At 69.1% G+C, this 18,377-nt stretch carries 14 protein-coding genes and 1 pseudogene; 6 read left to right on the top strand and 9 right to left on the bottom strand.

Going from position 1 to position 18,377, the window contains the following annotated elements:
- The first annotated feature begins 144 nt into the window (after nucleotides 1-144).
- The 4 genes from SLNSH_RS13190 (at nucleotide 145) to SLNSH_RS13175 (ending at nucleotide 4,733) form a co-directional block, all read left to right on the top strand.
- On the top strand, nucleotides 145-1,383 hold the full coding sequence (locus SLNSH_RS13190) for an ABC transporter substrate-binding protein (protein WP_106337474.1): 1,239 nt from the start codon (nucleotides 145-147) through the stop codon (nucleotides 1,381-1,383).
- 75 nt (nucleotides 1,384-1,458) lie between these two features.
- Nucleotides 1,459-2,334: a branched-chain amino acid ABC transporter permease gene (locus SLNSH_RS13185; protein ID WP_106337473.1), complete on the top strand. Its 876-nt coding sequence runs from the start codon at nucleotides 1,459-1,461 to the stop codon at nucleotides 2,332-2,334.
- A gap of 3 nt (nucleotides 2,335-2,337) precedes the next feature.
- Nucleotides 2,338-3,267: a branched-chain amino acid ABC transporter permease gene (locus tag SLNSH_RS13180; RefSeq protein ID WP_106337472.1), complete on the top strand. Its 930-nt coding sequence runs from the start codon at nucleotides 2,338-2,340 to the stop codon at nucleotides 3,265-3,267.
- Nucleotides 3,264-4,733: an ATP-binding cassette domain-containing protein gene (locus SLNSH_RS13175; RefSeq protein ID WP_106337471.1), complete on the top strand. Its 1,470-nt coding sequence runs from the start codon at nucleotides 3,264-3,266 to the stop codon at nucleotides 4,731-4,733. Before SLNSH_RS13180 ends, SLNSH_RS13175 begins: the two co-directional genes overlap by 4 nt.
- Nucleotides 4,734-4,916: 183 nt before the next feature.
- On the opposite strand, the gene gltA is transcribed toward SLNSH_RS13175, so the two are convergent.
- Both gltA and gltX read right to left on the bottom strand, forming a co-directional pair.
- Complete coding sequence (gene gltA, locus SLNSH_RS13170) at nucleotides 4,917-6,203, bottom strand: citrate synthase (RefSeq protein WP_106337470.1); 1,287 nt, start codon at nucleotides 6,201-6,203, stop codon at nucleotides 4,917-4,919.
- A 243-nt stretch (nucleotides 6,204-6,446) separates the two neighbouring features.
- A complete protein-coding gene (gene gltX, locus SLNSH_RS13165; protein WP_106337469.1) occupies nucleotides 6,447-7,874 on the bottom strand; it encodes a glutamate--tRNA ligase in 1,428 nt (475 codons plus the stop codon).
- 120 nt (nucleotides 7,875-7,994) lie between these two features.
- Between gltX and SLNSH_RS13160 the strand changes: the two genes are divergently transcribed.
- A complete protein-coding gene (locus SLNSH_RS13160; protein ID WP_106337468.1) occupies nucleotides 7,995-10,412 on the top strand; it encodes a ComEC/Rec2 family competence protein in 2,418 nt (805 codons plus the stop codon).
- 79 nt (nucleotides 10,413-10,491) lie between these two features.
- On the opposite strand, the gene lexA is transcribed toward SLNSH_RS13160, so the two are convergent.
- From lexA to SLNSH_RS13125, 7 genes and pseudogenes are all read right to left on the bottom strand, one after another.
- Nucleotides 10,492-11,193 (bottom strand): transcriptional repressor LexA, encoded by a 702-nt coding sequence (gene lexA / locus SLNSH_RS13155; RefSeq protein ID WP_106337467.1) that lies wholly within the window; start codon nucleotides 11,191-11,193, stop codon nucleotides 10,492-10,494.
- A 218-nt stretch (nucleotides 11,194-11,411) separates the two neighbouring features.
- A complete protein-coding gene (locus SLNSH_RS13150; protein ID WP_106337466.1) occupies nucleotides 11,412-12,632 on the bottom strand; it encodes a molybdopterin molybdotransferase MoeA in 1,221 nt (406 codons plus the stop codon).
- A 17-nt stretch (nucleotides 12,633-12,649) separates the two neighbouring features.
- Nucleotides 12,650-13,129 (bottom strand): cyclic pyranopterin monophosphate synthase MoaC, encoded by a 480-nt coding sequence (moaC, locus tag SLNSH_RS13145; RefSeq protein ID WP_106337465.1) that lies wholly within the window; start codon nucleotides 13,127-13,129, stop codon nucleotides 12,650-12,652.
- The gene (trpC, locus tag SLNSH_RS13140; RefSeq protein ID WP_106337464.1) at nucleotides 13,126-13,941 is read right to left on the bottom strand and encodes an indole-3-glycerol phosphate synthase TrpC; all 816 of its coding nucleotides are present in this window, start codon (nucleotides 13,939-13,941) and stop codon (nucleotides 13,126-13,128) included. The genes moaC and trpC overlap by 4 nt, the downstream gene beginning before the upstream one ends.
- 5 nt (nucleotides 13,942-13,946) lie before the next feature.
- Nucleotides 13,947-14,960, bottom strand: coding sequence for an anthranilate phosphoribosyltransferase (trpD, locus tag SLNSH_RS13135; RefSeq protein WP_106337463.1), 1,014 nt, complete (start codon nucleotides 14,958-14,960; stop codon nucleotides 13,947-13,949).
- A gap of 19 nt (nucleotides 14,961-14,979) precedes the next feature.
- Entirely contained in the window at nucleotides 14,980-15,591 is a 612-nt protein-coding gene (locus SLNSH_RS13130; protein ID WP_106337462.1) for an anthranilate synthase component II, read from the bottom strand.
- 286 nt (nucleotides 15,592-15,877) lie between these two features.
- Nucleotides 15,878-16,144: pseudogene (locus tag SLNSH_RS13125) on the bottom strand (endonuclease domain-containing protein).
- A 339-nt stretch (nucleotides 16,145-16,483) separates the two neighbouring features.
- Between SLNSH_RS13125 and glmS the strand changes: the two are divergent.
- A complete protein-coding gene (gene glmS, locus SLNSH_RS13120; RefSeq protein WP_106337461.1) occupies nucleotides 16,484-18,310 on the top strand; it encodes a glutamine--fructose-6-phosphate transaminase (isomerizing) in 1,827 nt (608 codons plus the stop codon).
- Nucleotides 18,311-18,377 lie beyond the last annotated feature (67 nt).

Below are 18,377 nucleotides of genomic sequence, written 5' to 3'. Positions count from 1 at the left end.
GCACAGCAACATTGATTTTTGGTCTGTTCAGAGACGAAGCTGCATTGGAAACTTGCAATCGCGTTCGCGAGAGCATCACCATGCATGCAAGTTCGCGAAAACAAGCAACAACCCTGGGGAGGGACCATGCCAATCTGCCAACCAATGAGGGCGCGGCTGGGCGTCGCAGCGAGGACATCGGTCTTCGCGCTAGGCCTAGCGGCGGCTGTCGCTCCGGCGCAGGCCGCCGACTCCATCAAGATCGGCGTCATCGCCGAAGCCCAGGCCGTCGCAGGATCCTCGATCCCGCTCGCGGCCCAGCTCGCAGCCGATGAGATCAACGCCAAGGGCGGTGTCGACGGCCGCAAGATCGAGATCGTCACCTACGACAACCATTCGTCCTCGGCGGAGTCGATCCGCGCCTTCCAGCGGGCCGTGAACGAGGACAAGGTCAACGCCGTCATCGCGAGCTATATCTCGGAGGTGGTGCTGGCGCTCGAGCCGTGGGCCGGTCGCCTGAAGACCATCATGATCACGCCGGGCGCCGCCTCGGACGTGATCACGGAGAACATCGCCAAGGACTACGAGCACAACAAGTACACCTTCCACGGCTACCTGACGTCCAGCGCCCTGGCCAGCCTTGTGTGTGACGCCGCGAAAGACCTCCTGGTGGACGGCCTGAAGATGAAGTCGGCCGTGATCATGAGCGAGGACGCCGCCTGGACCAAGCCGCTCGACGCCGGTTACGAGAAGTGCCTGCCCGAGGTCGGCCTCAAGGTGCTCGACCATATCCGCTTCTCGCCCGACACCACCGACTTCACGCCGATCTTCAACAAGATCGAGAGCCAGAAGCCGGACGTCATGATCACCGGCATCTCCCATGTCGGCACCCAGCCCACCGTGCAGTGGAAGAGCCAGCAGGTCCCGATCCCGATGCTCGGCGTCGCCTCCCAGGCCACGAACTCGACCTTCTGGAAGGACACCAACGGCGCGACCGAAGGCGTGCTCTACAACGCCGTGTCCGGACCGGGAGTCGCCGTGACCGAAAAGACGCTGCCCTTTGTGGACGCGTTCCAGAAGAAGTACGGCAACACCCCGTCCTACGCCGGCTACACCGCCTATGACGAGGTCTACTACATTGCCGACGCGGTGAAGCGGGCCGGCTCCACCGACAGCGACAAGATGGTCGAGGCGCTGGAGAAGACCGACTGGGTCGGCACGATCGGCCGCATCCAGTTCCTGCCCAAGGGCGACCCCCATGTGCACGGCCTGAAGACCGGCAAGGGCGCCATCACGGGCCTGATGCTCCAGTGGCAGGACGGCAAGCAGGTGAACCTGTGGCCCAAGGACGTCGCCAACGGCCAACTGAAGTTCCCGTCCTTCATCAAGACCTCTGAGAAGTGATGCCGTGATCCGGGCCGCCCTTCGGGGCGGCCTTTCCTTTTCGCGCGCGGTTTCCGTCCCACTCGGGGTTTCTTGATGCTCCTTTGGCAAATCCTCATCGACGGCTTCGCCGTCAGCGCCCTCTATGCCCTGGGCGCAACCGGCTTCACGCTCATCTTCGGCGTCTCGGGCGTGCTGAACCTGTCCCACGGCGCGATCATGGTCGCCGCGGCGGTGGCCGCCTGGGCGGCCTCCGGCGACCTCCACGTGGGCAGCTACGTCGCGACGCTCATCGGCGTCATCACCAGCCTGGTGCTGTCCTTCGCCACCTACTTCATCGCCGTGCGGCCGATCCAGCATTCGCGCCAGATCGCCGAGAGCGAGAAGGAGATCTTCATCCTCACCGCGACCCTGCTCTGGGGCATCATCATCCAGGAGGCCATCTCCTACTTCTTCACCAACAACGCCAAGACCGTGCTGCCCATCATCGAGGGCGTTGTGACGGTCCTGGGCGTCCGCACGCCCGCGAACGAGTACTTCACCGCCGCGGTGTGCTGGATCGTGATCGGCCTGCTCTGGGTGCTGGTGAACAAGACAAAGGCCGGCAAGGCCGTGCTCGCGGCCTCCATGAACCCGCGGGGAGTGACCCTGCTCGGGTTCGAGCTGTCCAGCATCTACCTTGCGGTCTGGGCCGTGTACGGCGTGCTCGCCGGCATCGCCGGCGTGCTGCTGGGCATGTTCCTGGGCGTGAGCTCCTACAGCGTCGGCCCGCTCACGGCGAGCGCCTTCTCCATCGTGGTGCTGGGCGGGCTGGGCAGCGTCTCGGGCTCCCTGATCGCCGCCTATGTGGTCGGCTACCTGGAGACGATCACCGCCTACCTGATCTCTCCGGCCTACCGGACCATTCCGTCGCTGCTGCTGCTGCTCGCCGTCATGTACCTGCGCCCGCAGGGGCTCTTCGGACGGAGGTGACCGATGCGCTCCCTGTTCTCGACCCGTCTCTTCTGGCTCACCGTGGCCGTGCTCGTCGGCGCGGCCGTGCTGCCGCAATTCGCCTCCGGCTATGTGCTCGGCCTGCTCACGGTGGCCTATTTCACGGCCGTCTTCGCCATGTCGTGGGATCTCCTGTTCGGCTTCGCAGGCGAGGTGAACTTCGGTCCCACCTTCCTCATCGGCCTCGGCGCCTATACGGCCGGCATCCTCGACCAGCAGTTCTCGCCGGGGCTCTCCATCTGGATCTGCATCATCGCCGGCGCTCTTGCGGCGGTGATCGGCGGCGTGGTCCTGGCCTTGCCGGCGCTGCGCGTCAGCGGCCCCTATTTCGGCCTCACGACGCTGGTCGCGGTGCTCATGCTGCAGAACTTCGTGGTCGTCTTCGCCGACCTCACCGGCGGCGAGATCGGCCTCTCGGTGCCTGACGTCATCACGATCGACCAGAAGGCCAACTACTGGATCGCGCTCGGCTTCATGGTGGTCAGCGGCGCCATCCTGTTCGGCCTGTCGCGCTCCTCCATCGGCCTCATCCTGCAGGCCAGCGGGCAGGACAAGGTGCAGGCGGGGGCGCTGGGCTTCAATGTGGCCAAGCATAAGCTGGCCGCCTTCATCGTGAGCGCCTTCTTCTCCGGCCTCGCCGGCGCCCTGATGGTGTTCTACATGGGGACGGCCTCGGTCGGCACCTTCATCGACGTGTCGGTGGGCGTGCAGGTGATCATCGCCGCCGTGCTCGGCGGCCGCCGCACGGTGCTGGGCGCCGCGATCGGCGCGGTGTTCCTGATCGGCATGGGCGAGATCCTGCGCCCGCTGGGCGAACTCGCCACGCCCATCGTCTCCGTTGTGGCGCTGGCCGTCGTGCTGTTCTTCCCCAACGGCTTCCTGGGCATGCTGCGCGGGGAGGCCCGTTCATGAGGAGCGACGTCATGCTCGATGTGACCGGCCTCACCAAACGCTTCGGCGGCCTTGTCGCCGTCCGGGACCTGTCCTTCTCCATCCGGCCCGGCGAGATCCTCGGCCTCATCGGCCCGAACGGCTCCGGCAAGTCCACCGCCATGAAGCTGATCATGGGCGTGGAGCGTCCGACCGCCGGGACCATCCTGCTGGACGGCGAGAACATCGCCGGCCTGCCGTCCCACAAGGTCGCCCGCAAGGGCGTCGGCCTCGTGTTCCAGCACTCGCGCCCGCTGCACCGGCAGACCGTGCTGGAGAACATCAAGGTCGCCCTCCTGCCCGACAGCCTGCTGCGGCTCTTCGCCGACCCGCACGTGGACGGCCAGGCGCGGGCCATCGCGGAGCGGGTCGGCCTCGGCAAGGTCATGGAACGCAAGCCGCCGACGCTCCCCTTCGCCGACCTGCGCCGCCTGGAGCTCGCCAAGGCCATCGCCCGCCACCCCAAGCTGGTGCTGGTCGACGAGCCCTTCGCCGGCCTGACCGCCTCCGAGACCCGTGAGTTCTCCGAACTGATCCGCGGGTTCCGCGAGGAGGGCAGGGCGGTTCTGCTCGTGGACCACAACGTCAAGAGCGTCTCCGCGCTCGTCGACCGCGTGCTCGCCATGTACCTCGGCGAGCGGATCGCCGAGGGCAGCGCCGCCCAGGTCATGGCCGATCCCACCGTGCGCAAGGTCTACCTCGGCGGCGCCATCACGACCGTGGCGCGGCCGGAGTCGAGCTTCAAGGACGTCACGCCCGTCCTGCAGGTGGACAATGTGAGCGTCAGCTACGGCAAGGCCCAGGCCCTGCAGGGCGCCTCCATCCACGTCCACGAGGGCGAGTTCGTGTCGGTGGTGGGGCTCAACGGCGCGGGCAAGACGACGCTGTTCAACGCCATCTCCGGCCTGGTGCCCTATGCCGGGGAGATCCGCTGGGAGGGGAAACCGCTCAAGGCCCTGAGCCCGGCGGCCATCGCCCGCACAGGCCTCGTCCAGTGCCCCGAGACGCGCGAACTCTTCGGCGACATGAGCGTGCGCGAGAACCTGGACCTGGGCGGCCATTTCCTCCCGCCGAAGGAGCGCGAGGAGCGGCTTGAGTGGCTTCTGGAGCTCTTCCCCATCCTGCGCGCCCGCCGCGCCCAGATGTCGCGGACCCTGAGCGGCGGCGAGCAGCAGATGCTCGCCATCGCCCGCGCGCTCATGATGAAGCCGCGCCTCCTGATCCTGGACGAGCCCACCCTGGGTCTCGCCCCGGTGATCCTCGAGACGCTGTCCAAGGCGCTGGAGAAACTGCGCGCGACCACGCCGATCTCGGTGCTGCTCGGAGAGCAGAACGTCACCTTCGCGCTGCCGCACGCGGACCGGGTCTACGTGCTCGACCACGCCCGCATCGCCTGGGAGGGGCCCCCCGGCCGCTTCGAGGCGGAAGCGGCCGCGACCTATCTCTGACGGGCCGGCGACCGCCCCGAACGTCCGGTCTCCTCTCGCCGTCATCCCCGGGCTTGTCCCGGGGATCCGCGCGGGACGGCTGCGACGTGGAGGGCCGGGACGAGCCCGGCCATGACGGGGAGGAAACAAATGAAAAAGGCCCCCGTCGCCGGGGGCCTTTCGCGTTCGGGCGCGAGCCTCGGCTCAGCGCTGGTTGATCGACACGTACTCGCGCGTGGGCGCTCCCGTGTAGAGCTGGCGCGGACGGCCGATGCGCTGGGACGGATCCTCGATCATCTCCTTCCACTGGGCGATCCAGCCCACCGTGCGGGCCACGGCGAACAGCACCGTGAACATGGAGGTGGGGAAGCCCATCGCCTTGAGCGTGATGCCCGAGTAGAAGTCGATGTTCGGGTATAGCTTCTTCTCGATGAAGTACTCGTCGTGCAGCGCGATGCGCTCGAGCTCGATGGCGACGTCCAGCAGCGGATCGTCCTTGATGCCGAGCTCGTTCAGCACCTCGTGCGTCGTCTTCTGCATGATCTTGGCGCGCGGGTCGTAGTTCTTGTAGACCCGGTGGCCGAAGCCCATGAGGCGGAACGGATCGTTCTTGTCCTTGGCCCGGGCGATGAACTGCGGGATGCGCTCCACCGAGCCGATCTCCTCCAGCATCTTGAGCGCCGCCTCGTTGGCGCCGCCATGCGCCGGGCCCCACAGGCAGGCTACGCCGGCCGCGATGCAGGCGAACGGGTTGGCCCCGGAAGAGCCGGCCAGCCGCACCGTCGACGTGGAGGCGTTCTGCTCATGGTCCGCATGCAGGATGAAGATGCGGTCAAGGGCGCGCGACAGCACCGGATTGACCTTGTAGTCCTCACACGGAACGGCGAAGCACATCTTCAGGAAATTCGACGTGTAATCGAGGTCGTTCTGCGGATAGATGAACGGCTGGCCGATGGAATACTTGTAGGCCATCGCCGCCAGGGTCGGCATCTTGGCGACCATGCGCATGCTGGCGACCATGCGCTGCTGCGGGTCGGAGATATCCGTCGAGTCGTGGTAGAAGGCCGAGAGCGCGCCCACGCTCGCCACCATCACCGCCATCGGATGCGCATCCCGGCGGAAGCCCTGGAAGAACCGCATCATCTGCTCGTGCACCATCGTGTGGCGCGTGACGCGGTAGTCGAAGTCGGCCTTCTGGGCGGCGGTGGGCAACTCCCCGTAGAGCAGCAGGTAGCAGGTCTCGAGAAAGTCGCCGTGCTCGGCCAGCTGCTCGATGGGGTAGCCGCGATACAGCAGCACGCCCTCGTCGCCGTCGATATAGGTGATCTTCGACTCGCAGCTCGCCGTGGAGGTGAAACCGGGATCGTAGGTGAACATCCCGGTCTGGGCATACAGCTTGCTGATGTCCATGACGTCCGGGCCGATCGAACCGGATTTGACGGGGAACTCTACGGTCTTTCCGGCGGCAGACAGGGAGGCAGGAGCGCTCATGGGCGATTTTCCTTCGGCCAAGACGTCAAGGCGAGGCAGCCGCTGCCGGAGCTAGGGCGCCCGGGCCGCGACGGCGAGATCAGGCGGCTCGCGAGGGTCCGGATTTGCCCTCATCTCAGGGGCTTCCCGTCACCATCGCAGTGAGTTCGCTAGAAGTCTTGCGCTTGCTATCGCAATTGCGAAGGGCGTTCAACCACACCGAAAGTCGGGCGGCTGCGCGCGGAGCGCGCCCCTCGCAACCGGTCAGGCCTTGGCGGCCTGATCCTCCAGCCGGGCCAGGCTTTCTTCGCGCCCCAGCACGGCCATGACGTCGAACAGCCCGGGCGACGTCGACCGGCCGGTCAGCGCCGCGCGCAGCGGCTGAGCCACCTGGCCGAGCTTGGCCCCGGTCTCCTCCGCAAAGGCGCGGACGGCGCCTTCCGTGGACGCCGCCGTCCACTCGGGGAGCGCCTTCAGCGCCGGCAAGAGGGCCGCGACGCGGGCTCGCCCGCCGTCGGCCAGCAACTGCTCGGCCTTTGGCTCGAAGCTGAGCGGACGCTGGGCGTACAGGTAATAGGCGCTGTCGATGAGCTCGACGAGAGTCTTGGCGCGCTCCTTGAGGCCGGGCATGGCGGCCACGAACTTCGCTCGCAGTTCGGGAGACAGCTGCGCCGGGGCGCCCTTGGCGGGACCGACCTCCGGAAGGATCACTTCGATCGCCTTCACGAGCTCTTCGTCGGAGCTCGCCCGCATGTAGTGGCCGTTCAGGTGCTCCAGCTTGGCGAAGTCGAAGCGCGCCGGAGAGCGGCCCACGCCTGACAGGTCGAAAGCAGCGATCATCTCCTCCGTGGAGAAGAACTCCTGGTCGCCGTGGCTCCAGCCGAGCCGGACCAGATAGTTGCGCAGCGCCGCGGGCAGGTAGCCCAGCGAGCGGTACGCGTCGACGCCGAGCGCCCCATGGCGCTTGGAAAGCTTCGCCCCATCCGGCCCGTGAATGAGCGGGATATGCGCAAACATGGGGATGTCCCAGCCGCAGGCCTGGTAAATCTGGGTCTGGCGGGCTGCGTTGGTCAGGTGGTCGTCGCCGCGAATGACGTGCGTGACCGCCATGTCGTGGTCGTCCACCACGACCGCGAGCATGTAGGTGGGCGTACCGTCGGAGCGGAGCAGCACCAGGTCGTCCAGGTCTTTGTTCTGCCAGGTCACGCGGCCCTGGACCTGGTCGTCGACCACGGTCTCACCCTCGGTGGGCGCCTTGAGGCGGATCACCGGCTTCACGCCGGCCGGAGCCTCGCTGGGGTCGCGGTCGCGCCAGCGGCCGTCGTAGCGCATGGGCTTGCCGGCCGCGCGCGCGGCCTCGCGCATCTCCTCGAGCTCCTGCGGGCTCGCGTAGCAGTAGTAGGCCTTGCCCTCGGCCAGAAGCTTCTCGGCCACCTCGCGATGCCGTGCGGCGCGCGCGAACTGGTACACGACGTCGCCGTCCCAGGTGATCCCGAGCCACTGCAGACCGTCCAGGATGGCGGCGATCGCCGCCTCGGTGGAGCGTTCGCGGTCCGTGTCCTCGATGCGCAGCAGCATCTTGCCGCCGAAGCGCTTGGCGTAGAGCCAGTTGAACAGCGCGGTGCGGCCGCCCCCGATATGCAGGAAGCCGGTCGGCGAGGGGGCGAAGCGGGTCACGACGGGTGCGGACATCGGGTGAACGTCTCGAGAAAGAGGTGGCGGACGATGCAACTGCCCGTCGCTGGTCCGCAAGAGGCGGTGCTGTAGCATCAATGCCCGGCAAGGTTAAGGGCCGGGCGCAGGGCTTTCGAAATGGGGCGGGGCGGTACGTCGGCGGACCGTGCGCGCGCGGTCGCGCAGGCGTTGCGGGCCGGCCGGCTGGTCGGCGGCGCGGGCGCTCTTCCGTCGCTCGGCGAGGCGCTTGCGGCCGGCGGCGCGGGCCTGCGCCGCTTGTTCGAGCGCGAGGCCGAGGAGCGCCGCCTTTTCCTGTGGCTCCCGGCGGCGCTGGGCCTCGGGGTGCTGCTCTATTTCGCCGCGGACCAGGAGCCAGCCCTTTGGGCGCCCGCGCTCGCCTGCGCGCTGGCGGCCGCCGCGGCGCTGAAGTTGTCGTCCCGCTCGCGTCTGGGCTTCGTGGCCGCGGTTGGCGTCACCGCCGTGTTCGCGGGTTTCGTGGCTGCGGCGTCGCGAACGCGCCTGGTGGCCGCGCCCGCGCTGGAGCGGGTTCGCGTGGGCAAGCTCACCGGCTTCGTGGAGGCCGCCGAGACGCGGATGGCCGGGGGGCGGCTGATGATCCGCGTCCTGTCGCTGGAGGGGCTCGCGCCTGACAAGATCCCCTACCGTGTCCGGGTGACGACGCCCAATCGCCCGTCCGTGAAGCCCGGGGACGCCATTCGCGCCACCGCGCGCCTCCTGCCGCCGCCCGAGCCGTCGCGCCCCGGTGGCTACAACTTCGCCCGGGACGCGTATTTCGGCGCCATCGGGGCGGTAGGGTCTCTGGCCGGCAAGATCGAGCTCGAGCCCGGCGCGCCCGAGCCGCCGGCAGACCTGCGCCTGCTCGCCGCCGTCGACCGCGCTCGCAATGATATGACCGAGCGCATCGCCCGCAGCATCGGTGGAGCGGCCGGCGGCGTCGCCGCGGCGCTCGTCACGGGCAAGCGGGGCCTGATCCCAGAAGACGCCAACGACGACCTGCGCGCGGCAGGGATCTATCACGTGGTGTCGATCTCCGGGCTCCATCTGGTGCTCGCCGCCGGCATGGTGTTCTGGATTGTCCGCGCCGCGCTGGCCTTGTCGCCCGGCATGGTGCTTGGCCGGCCCATCAAGAAGTGGGCCGCCGCCTGCGCCATGGTTGCGGGGACGGGCTATACCGTGTTCGCCGGCGGCGATGTGGCCACGGTGCGCTCGCTGGTGATGACGCTCGTGCTCCTCGGCGCGATCCTGGTGGACCGGCCGGCGCTGTCCATGCGCAATCTGGCGATCGCCGCCATCCTGATCCTCCTGATCGAGCCGGAATCCGTCCTGGCGCCGGGGTTCCAGATGTCCTTCGCCGCGGTCGCGGCGCTCATCGCGGTGTTCGAGCGCCCGGGCCAGTCCGGGGCCGACCCGGAGGCGGGGACATTCACCGGGCTTGGCCTGCCCGAGCCCAAGGCCAGGCAGGCGCCACCGGGCGGCTGGCTCGCCCGGCTCGCGCGGGCCTTTCGCCATCATCTCGTGGGAACAGTGCTTTCCACGCTTGTGGCGGAGGCCGCCACGGGAGCCTACGGCCTCTATCATTTCCAGCGCTACACGCCCTTCGGGCTCGTGGGCAACGCGCTCACCTTGCCCCTGGTGTCGCTGATCATCATGCCGGCCGCCCTGCTTGGGGCGGTCGCCTATCCATTCGGCTGGGATGGCCCCGTCTGGCAGGCCATGGGATGGGGCGTGGAGGGCATGCTTCGCATCGCCGCCAAGGTGCGATCCTGGCCCGGCTCGACGCAGGCCATGCCCGCCTTCGGGGTGGGCGCCGTCCTCCTGCTCACGCTCGCGATCCTGTGGCTGACCCTGTGGCGTACCGGCCTGCGCTGGGGCGGTCTCGCCTTCGCCGCGGCCGGGATCGGGTTGGCCGGCAACGCCCACGCGCCAGACATCGTGGTCGCGCGTGACGGCAGGGCCCTTGCGGTCCGGGCTTCCGATGGGCGCCTGGCCATCGTGGGACGCCAGGCCGGCGCATTCGTCACCGAGCAGTGGCTCAGGGCCGATGGCGACATGCGCGATCCAGGCGACCCCTCGCTGGGCGCTCCTGTTCGCTGTGACCCGCAGGGTTGCGTGGTGCGGCTCCCGGATGGCCGCGCCGTGTCCCAGGCGCTCAGCCCGATGGCATTCGAGGATGACTGCCGCCGGGCTGCCGTCATCGTGACGCCGCTGACGGCGCCTGCCTGGTGCGACAGGCCTCTCGTTCTCGATCGCAAGCGGCTTCAGGCGAGCGGAGCCACGGCGCTCACCGCCATGGCCGAGGGCTTCACGGCCGCGACGGAGCGCAGTGACCTGCGCGACCGCCCCTGGCTGCCGCGCCGGCCGTCTCCACCCCCTCCAGCAGATCGCGCGAAGGGATCACCAGCGCCAGCCAAGCCCGAACAAAGCGCACAGGCGGCGGCCCCGGGACCGTCGAAGACCAGCCGCGCCGCTCCCGACCCGGCGCAGCCGCAATCCGGAGAAGATGGCGAGGAAGACGCCTTCGCGCCCGACCGCTGACCGCGCCCGCCCGCTCGCGGACGCGAGCCTCTCCGGCGCGTGGCCTCACCCCGCGAAGGTAGCCCCGCCGGCGGTAGCCTCAGTACTTCCGGACCAGGCTCACGAGCTTGCCCTGGATCCGGACGCGATCCGGCCCGAGCACGCGCGTCTCATAGGCCGGGTTGGCCGCCTCGAGCGCGATGGACGACCCTTTCCGCCGCAGGCGCTTCAGGGTCGCCTCTTCGTCATCGATCAGCGCGACGATGATGTCCCCGTTGTCGGCGTTCTCCTGCTTGCGGATCACCACCGTGTCGCCGTCCAGGATGCCGGCCTCGATCATGGAGTCGCCCCGCACCTCGAGCGCGTAGTGCTCGCCCGTGGACAGCAGGTCCGGGGGCAGGCTGATCGTGTGCGAGCGCGACTGGATGGCCGAGATTGGCGTGCCCGCCGCGATCCGCCCCATGACCGGGATCGCCACGTTCTGGTTGGCCTCCTCGGACGGGGTGATCTTGGCGCGCACCTTGCCGAGGTTGCCTTCGATCACGCTGGGATTGAACTTGCCCCGCGGCGTCGGGGTCGGCAGCGCCTGCTCGGGCATCCGGACCACCTCGATGGCCCGCGCCCGGTTGGGTAGCCGGCGAATGAAGCCGCGCTCCTCGAGAGCCATGATGAGCCGGTGGATGCCCGACTTGGACCGGAGGTCCAGCGCCTCCTTCATCTCGTCGAAGGAGGGCGGCACGCCGTCCTCGCGCAGGCGGTCGTGGATGAAGCGCAGGAGTTCGTGCTGCTTTCGGGTCAACATCGGCGGTCAGGCCCCGCTGCAGGATGCGCCGACGGCCTTGCAGCCGACTCATCCAAAACAAATCACGAACAAACCATACATGTTCGATCTCTGTTCCGCAATGGCGCCGAGCGCCTTGTTTGCGATTGGGGCGTCTTCTCGTAGCGGCGGCTGCATCGGGAAGATCCCACCCAGTGGCCGAGCGGGCGAACCCGGCCGCCCCGGGGCAGGCCGGCCGCTTAAAGCCGCACGATCCGGCAGGGATCTCCCGCCCGGGCGGCCGGCGCATGCGGGGGGCGCACGATCAGGCAGTCGGCCTCGGCCAGGAGGCGCAGCATGGACGAGTCCTGCCGCCCGAAGGCGACGGCGCGCAGGGCGCCTTCCGCGTCGCGCTCCAGCCGGGCGCGCAGGTAATCCTGGCGTGAGTCGTTGGCGCGAAGCTCCGCGCCGAGCACGGCCGGCTCGCTGGGATCCTCCGCCGCATGGGGATCGCCCTGCAGGGCCCGCAGCAGCGGCAGCAGGAACAGCCGCCCGCACACGATGGACGAGACAGGATTCCCGGGCAGCCCCAGGATCGCCATGGACTCGAGCCGGCCGAAGATCAGCGGCTTGCCGGGTCGCATGGCGATGCGCCAGAAGCCGAGCTCCATGCCCCGGCGGGCGAGGGCGGACTGCACCAGGTCATGGTCGCCCACGGAGGCGCCTCCGAGCGTGACCAGCACGTCGGCGCCGGCCTCCACGGCCCGCGTAATGGCGGCTTCCAGCGCGGCGAAGGTGTCCCCCGCGATCCCGAGGTCGAGCGGAATCCCGCCGGCCCGGCGGACGAGGCCTGCGAGCGCGTAGGTATTGGAGGCCACGATCTGGTCCGGCCGGGCCTCCTCGCCCGGGCGCACCAACTCGTCCCCGGTCGCCAGGATGCCCACGCGGGGCGCCCGACGCACGCGCACGCGCGCGTGCCCCATGGCGGCCGCCAGCGCGACCGTGCGCGGCGCCAATCGCAGGCCCGCGGGCAGGATGGCCTCGCCCTCGCGGAAATCCAGCCCCGCCGGGCGGACGAACTGCCCCGGCTGCGGCGCCACGTTCACGGTCACGAGCCCATCCGCAGCCGTGGCGTTCTCCTGGATGAGGATCGCGTCGGCCCCCTCCGGCACTGGCGCCCCGGTGAAGATGCGCACCGCCTGGGCTGGCCCGACCGAGCCCGGGAAGGCGCGACCCGCCGGGGCCTCGCCGATGACCGCCAGGCTCGCGCCCGCCTGGGCGTCCGTGGCGCGAACCGCATATCCGTCCATGGCGGAAGCGGGGAAGGGCGGCTGCGTGCGCAGCGCACGCAAGGGCTCGGCCAGCGTGCGCTCATGCGCGTCGGCCACTGACACGTCCTCGGCCGGCAAGGGCTCGCGGGCGGCGGACAGCACGCGCGCCAGCGCCTCGTCCACAGACAGAAGCGGTTCGGAAGCGGCCATGCGGTCCTCGCTGCGTGTCAGTCTGCGGCGCGCCAGGAGCCGGACTTGCCGCCCTCTTTCTCCAGCAGGCGGACGCCCTCGATGCGCATGCCGCGGTCGGCGGCCTTCACCATGTCGTAGATCGTGAGGCAGGCGACCGACACGGCGGTCAGCGCCTCCATCTCAACGCCGGTCTGGCCGGAGACCTTGACCGTCGCGGTCACGCGCACGCCGGGCAGGGCGTCATCCAGCGCGAGGTCCACCGCGACCTTGGACACCATCAGCGGATGGCAGAGCGGGATCAGCTCGTGCGTCTTCTTGGCGGCCATGACGCCGGCCACGCGGGCCACGCCGAGCACGTCGCCCTTCTTGGCGTCCCCGGCCCGGATCAGCGCCACCGTTTCGGGCAGCATCACCACCCGGCCTTCCGCCACGGCAACCCGCGAGGAGACGGCCTTCTCGGAGACGTCGACCATGCTGGCCGCGCCGCTGGCGTCGATATGGGTGAGCTCGCTCATGCCGCGCCGGCCTGGGCGGCGTCCCCGAACAGCAGCGCCCGCGTCGCGGCGGCCACATCCGCCTGCCGCATCAGGCTCTCGCCGACCAGGAACGCGTAGATGCGCGACGCCTGCAGCCGCTGCACGTCGTCATGGGTGAAGATCCCGCTCTCGCCCACGATGATGCGGTCGGCCGGGATGCGCTTCGCAAGCTCCTCCGACACCGCGAGGCTCACCTCGAAGGTCCGCAGGTTGCGATTGTTGATGCCGACGAGCTTGGTGCCGAGCGGCAGGGCCCGCTCGAGCTCGGCGGCGTCATGCACCTCGACCAGCACGTCCATGCCGAGCGCATGGGCGGTGTCGGTCAGCAGCTTCGCGGCGTCGTCGGACAGGCTCGCCATGATGACCAGGATGCAGTCCGCCCCCCAGGCGCGGGCCTCGAACACCTGGTAGGGCTCGAACAGAAAGTCCTTGCGCAGCGCCGGCAGGCCCGAGGCCTCGCGCGCGGCGGACAGAAATTCCGGCCTTCCCCCGAACGAGGGCTCGTCGGTCAGCACCGACAGGCAGGTCGCGCCACCCTGGGCGTAGGCCTTGGCCAGGGAGGGCGGGTCGAAGTCGGGCCGGATCAGGCCTTTCGACGGGCTGGCCTTCTTGATCTCGGCGATCAACGCCGGGCGTCCGGCGGCCAGATGGGCCTCGATCGCCCGTACGAAGCCGCGCGGCGGAGCGGCCTCGCGCGCCTGTCGCTCGATCTCGGACGGGGAGACGCGCGCCTTGGCCGCCGCGATCTCCTGGCGCTTGTAGGCTTCGATCTTGGCGAGGATGTCCGACATGGCGCTTAGTCGTTGGAGGCTGCGACAAGCCGGTCAAGCACCGATTTGACCGCTCCCGAGTCCAGCGCCCTTTGCGCCATGGTGGCGCCTTCCAGCAGGGAGGCCGCCTTGCCCGCCACCACGAGGCCGGCGGCGGCGTTCAGCACGGCGATATCGCGATAGGGCGTCTTCTCGCCGAACACCACCGCGCGCAGCGCGGCCGCGTTGTGGTCGGCCTCGCCGCCCTTCAGATCCTGCGGCCGCGCCCGCTCCAGGCCGGCCTCCTCGGGCGTGATCACGAAGCGGCGGGTTTCGCCGTTCTCCAGCGCCACGACGGCCGTTTCGCCCGTCGTGGTGATCTCGTCGAGGCCGTCGCGGCCATAAACGACCCAGACGCGCTCCGAGCCCATCACCTTGAGGGTGTCAGCGATCGGCTGCAGCCAGCTTTCGGAGAAAACGCCCAGCACCTGGCGCTTCACGCCGGCGGGATTCGAGAGCGGGCCGAGGATGTTGAAGATGGTGCGCGTGCCGAGCTCCACGCGCACCGGGGCGACATGGCGCATGGAGGCGTGGTGGGTCGGCGCGAACATGAAGCCGACGCCGGCTTCGGCGATGCAGTGGGTCACCTTCTCGGGCTCGAGGCCGACCTTGACGCCGAGAGCCATGAGCACGTCAGCCGCGCCGGACTTCGAAGAGGCCGCCCGGTTGCCGTGCTTGGCGACCGGCACGCCGCAGGCCGCGACGATCATGGCGGCCAGCGTGGAGACGTTGTAGCTGCCCGAGTTGTCGCCGCCGGTGCCGACGATGTCGATGGCGTCCTTCGGCGCCTGCACCCGCAGCATCTTGGCCCGCATGGTGGAGACCGCGCCGGCGATCTCGTCCACAGTCTCGCCGCGCACGCGCAGCGCCATCAGGAAGGCGCCCGTCTGGGCCAGCGTCGACCCGCCCGACAGGATGGTGTCGAAGGCGTGCTCGGCTTCCTCGCGCGACAGGGGGCTGCCGGCCGCGACCTTGGCGAGAATGGGCTTGAAGGCGTCCATGGCGAGGCTCCGCAGCGGCTCAGGCGACGGCCCGCCCGCGTCTCGTCTTATTCCATTCGGATGCGAGGTCGAGGAAATTCTTGAGGATCGTCAGCCCGTGCTCGGACTGGATGCTCTCCGGGTGAAACTGCACGCCGTGCACCGGCAGGCTCTTGTGCGAGAGCCCCATCACGAGCCCATCCTCGCTCTCGGCCGTGACCGCGAGGTCGCCCGGAAAGCTGTCCCGGTTCACGACAAGGGAATGGTAGCGCGTCGCCCGGAACGGCCCGTTGATGCCGCGAAACACCGCCTGGCCCCGGTGATGGATGGTCGACACCTTGCCGTGCATCGGCAACGGCGCGCGCACCACGTCGCCACCGAACGCCTGTCCCATGGCCTGCAGCCCGAGGCACACGCCGAAGATCGGGATCTCCCCCGCGGCCTTGTCGATCACGTCCAGGATGATGCCGGAGTCGCTCGGCGTGCCCGGCCCGGGCGACAGCACGATCGCATCCGGCGCGCCGGCCAACACTTCGCGGGTGGTCACCTGGTCGTTGCGCACCACCCTGACTTTGGCCCCGAGCTTGCCGAGGTCGTGGTAGAGGTTCCAGGTGAAGCTGTCGTAGTTGTCGATCAGGGTGACGGCTGTCATCGCATGGGTCCGGCTGCGCGCGTTTCTTTTCGGCGAGCGGGCAGGGCGCGTCAAGGCGGCGCCCTCGATCCCTTCTCCCCGGTGCGGAGAGAAGGTGGCGCGCAGCGCCGGATAAGGGGCCGGTGCTAATGGCGTCGAGACGGGCGGCCTGGCTAGCCCCTCACCCCAGCCCTCTCCCCGTGCCGGGGAGAGGGGGCCGGTTCGCGCCCGCGGCGCCGGTTGATCCCTTCTCCCCGGCACGGGGAGAAGGTGGCGCGAAGCGCCGGATGAGGGGCCACATGCGCCATCAAGCTTCTGTCAGCCGAGCATAGATCGTGTCCAACACGCTCTGCATGTGCTGGAGCGCCTCATGGTTCCAAAACCGCAACACACTGTAGCCCGCGTCTCGAAGCGCAGCGTCGCGGACGGCGTCCCGTCAGCTTGCAGCGTGCTGGGACCCATCAAGTTCGATGATCAGGCGCGCCTCGCGGCAGCAAAAGTCGGCGATGTAAGGTCCGATCGGCTCCTGTCGTACGAACTTGAATCCCACCATCCGCCGATCGCGCAACTGCATCCAGAGCTTGCGCTCCGCATCGGTCATGTCGCGACGCAGTCGCCGTGCGCGCCCGATCTGCTGCCTGGAATGCCCCCGCATGATAGAATGCTGTGGCGGACTGGCCTCGCAGGCCACGCATCACGGCGCGAGTGCAGTTGTATTTTATGCGTCTCGGCCCCTCACCCCAGCCCTCTCCCCGTGCCGGGAACAGGGGGCCGGCTCGCGTTCGCGGCGCCGGATGAGGGCGACCGCCCACCAAAGGGCGCCTGTTACCATTCGTCATTCAATGTGATTTTGCGCGAAGCAGGCGTAAGCCTTAAGCACAGGCTTATCGATAATGGCCAGGGGAGCAGAGGCATGTGCGGCATCGTCGGGATTCTGGGGACGTCTTCCGTCGCGCCCATGATCGTGGACGGCCTGAAGCGCCTGGAATACCGGGGATATGACTCGGCCGGCGTCGCCACCCTGGAGAATGGCCATCTCGAGCGCCGCCGCGCCGAAGGCAAGCTGCGCAACCTGGAAGCCCGGCTGCGCGAACAGCCGCTGAGCGGGACGATCGGCATCGGCCACACGCGCTGGGCCACCCACGGCAAGCCGACCGAGCGCAACGCCCATCCCCACGCCACCGACAAGCTGGCCGTGGTCCACAACGGCATCATCGAGAATTTCCGCGAGCTGCGCGAGGAGCTGGAGCGCGACGGCGTGCGCTTCGACTCCGAGACCGACACCGAGGTCGTCGCCCAGTACGTCTCCCGCGAGATGCGCCGCACCAATGATCCCGTCGCGGCCGTCGCCGCCTCGCTGCCCCGCTTCCGGGGCGCCTTCGCGCTGGGCTTCGTGTTCGACGGCCAGGACGATCTCCTGATCGGCGCCCGCCGCGGCGCGCCGCTGGCCATCGGCTGGGGCGACGGCGAGATGTACCTGGGCTCGGACGCCCTGGCGCTCGCGCCCTTCACGGACACCATCACCTACCTGGAGGACGGCGACTGGGCGATCCTGCGCCGCGGCGGCGCGGAGATTCGCGACGAGGCCAACGAGATCGTGGAGCGGCCCAGGCAGAAGACCACCGCCGGCGCCTTCCTGGTCGACAAGGGCGCGCACAAGCACTTCATGGCGAAGGAAATCCACGAGCAGCCGGAAGTGGTGGGCCGCACCCTGGCCCACTACCTGGACATGGCCACCGGCCGCGTCCGGCTGCCGTTCGAGACGCCGTTCGACTGGAAGGACCTCGACCGGCTCACCATTTCCGCCTGCGGCACCGCCTATATCGCGGGCCTGATCGGGAAGTACTGGTTCGAGCGCTTCGCCCGGCTGCCGGTGGAGATCGACGTCGCCTCCGAGTTCCGCTACCGCGAGGCTCCATTGCCCAGGAAGGGGCTGGCGCTGTTCATCTCCCAGTCGGGAGAGACGGCCGACACCCTGGCGAGCCTGCGCTACGCCAAGGAGAACGGCCAGAAGATCCTCTCCGTGGTCAACGTGCCCACCTCCTCCATCGCCCGCGAGAGCGACGTGGTCGCCCCGACGCTGGCCGGCCCCGAGATCGGCGTCGCCTCCACCAAGGCGTTCACCTGTCAGTTGACCGTGCTCGCTTGCCTCGCCGTGGCGGCCGGCCTGGAGCGTGGCACGCTGTCCGAGGCGGAGGGCCTGCGGCTCGTCACCGAGCTCATCGCCGCGCCCGGCCTGATCGCCGAGGCGCTGAAGCACGAGCACGCCATCGAGCACGTCGCCCGCGACATCTCGAAGGTCACCGACGTGCTCTACCTGGGCCGCGGCACGAGCTACCCCATGGCGCTGGAAGGCGCCCTGAAGCTCAAGGAGATCTCCTACATCCATGCCGAGGCCTACGCCGCCGGCGAGCTGAAGCACGGCCCCATCGCGCTCATTGACGAGACCATGCCGGTGATCGTCATCGCCCCGCGAGACGCGATCTACGAGAAGACCGTCTCCAACATGCAGGAAGTCGCCGCCCGCGGCGGACGCATCGTGCTGATTTCCGACGAGCACGCGGCGGCCGAATCCGGCCTCGCGGGGCTGGAGACCGTCGTCATGCCGAACATGGGCCCCGACTTCGCGCCCATCGTCTACGCCGTCCCGGTCCAGCTGCTCGCCTATTACGCCGCCGTGGCGCTGGGCAAGGACGTCGACCAGCCGCGCAACCTCGCGAAGTCGGTCACGGTGGAGTAGGGCGGGGCCTCCTCGGCTCGTTTGCCACCTGGAGCCTTCCCTCTCCGTCATGGCCGGGCTCGTCCCG

Origin of the sequence: Alsobacter soli (genome assembly GCF_003004785.1) — a bacterium.
GTDB classification, from domain to species: Bacteria; Pseudomonadota; Alphaproteobacteria; order Rhizobiales; family Beijerinckiaceae; genus Alsobacter; species Alsobacter soli.
This window is presented reverse-complemented; position numbering and strand designations above follow the sequence as displayed.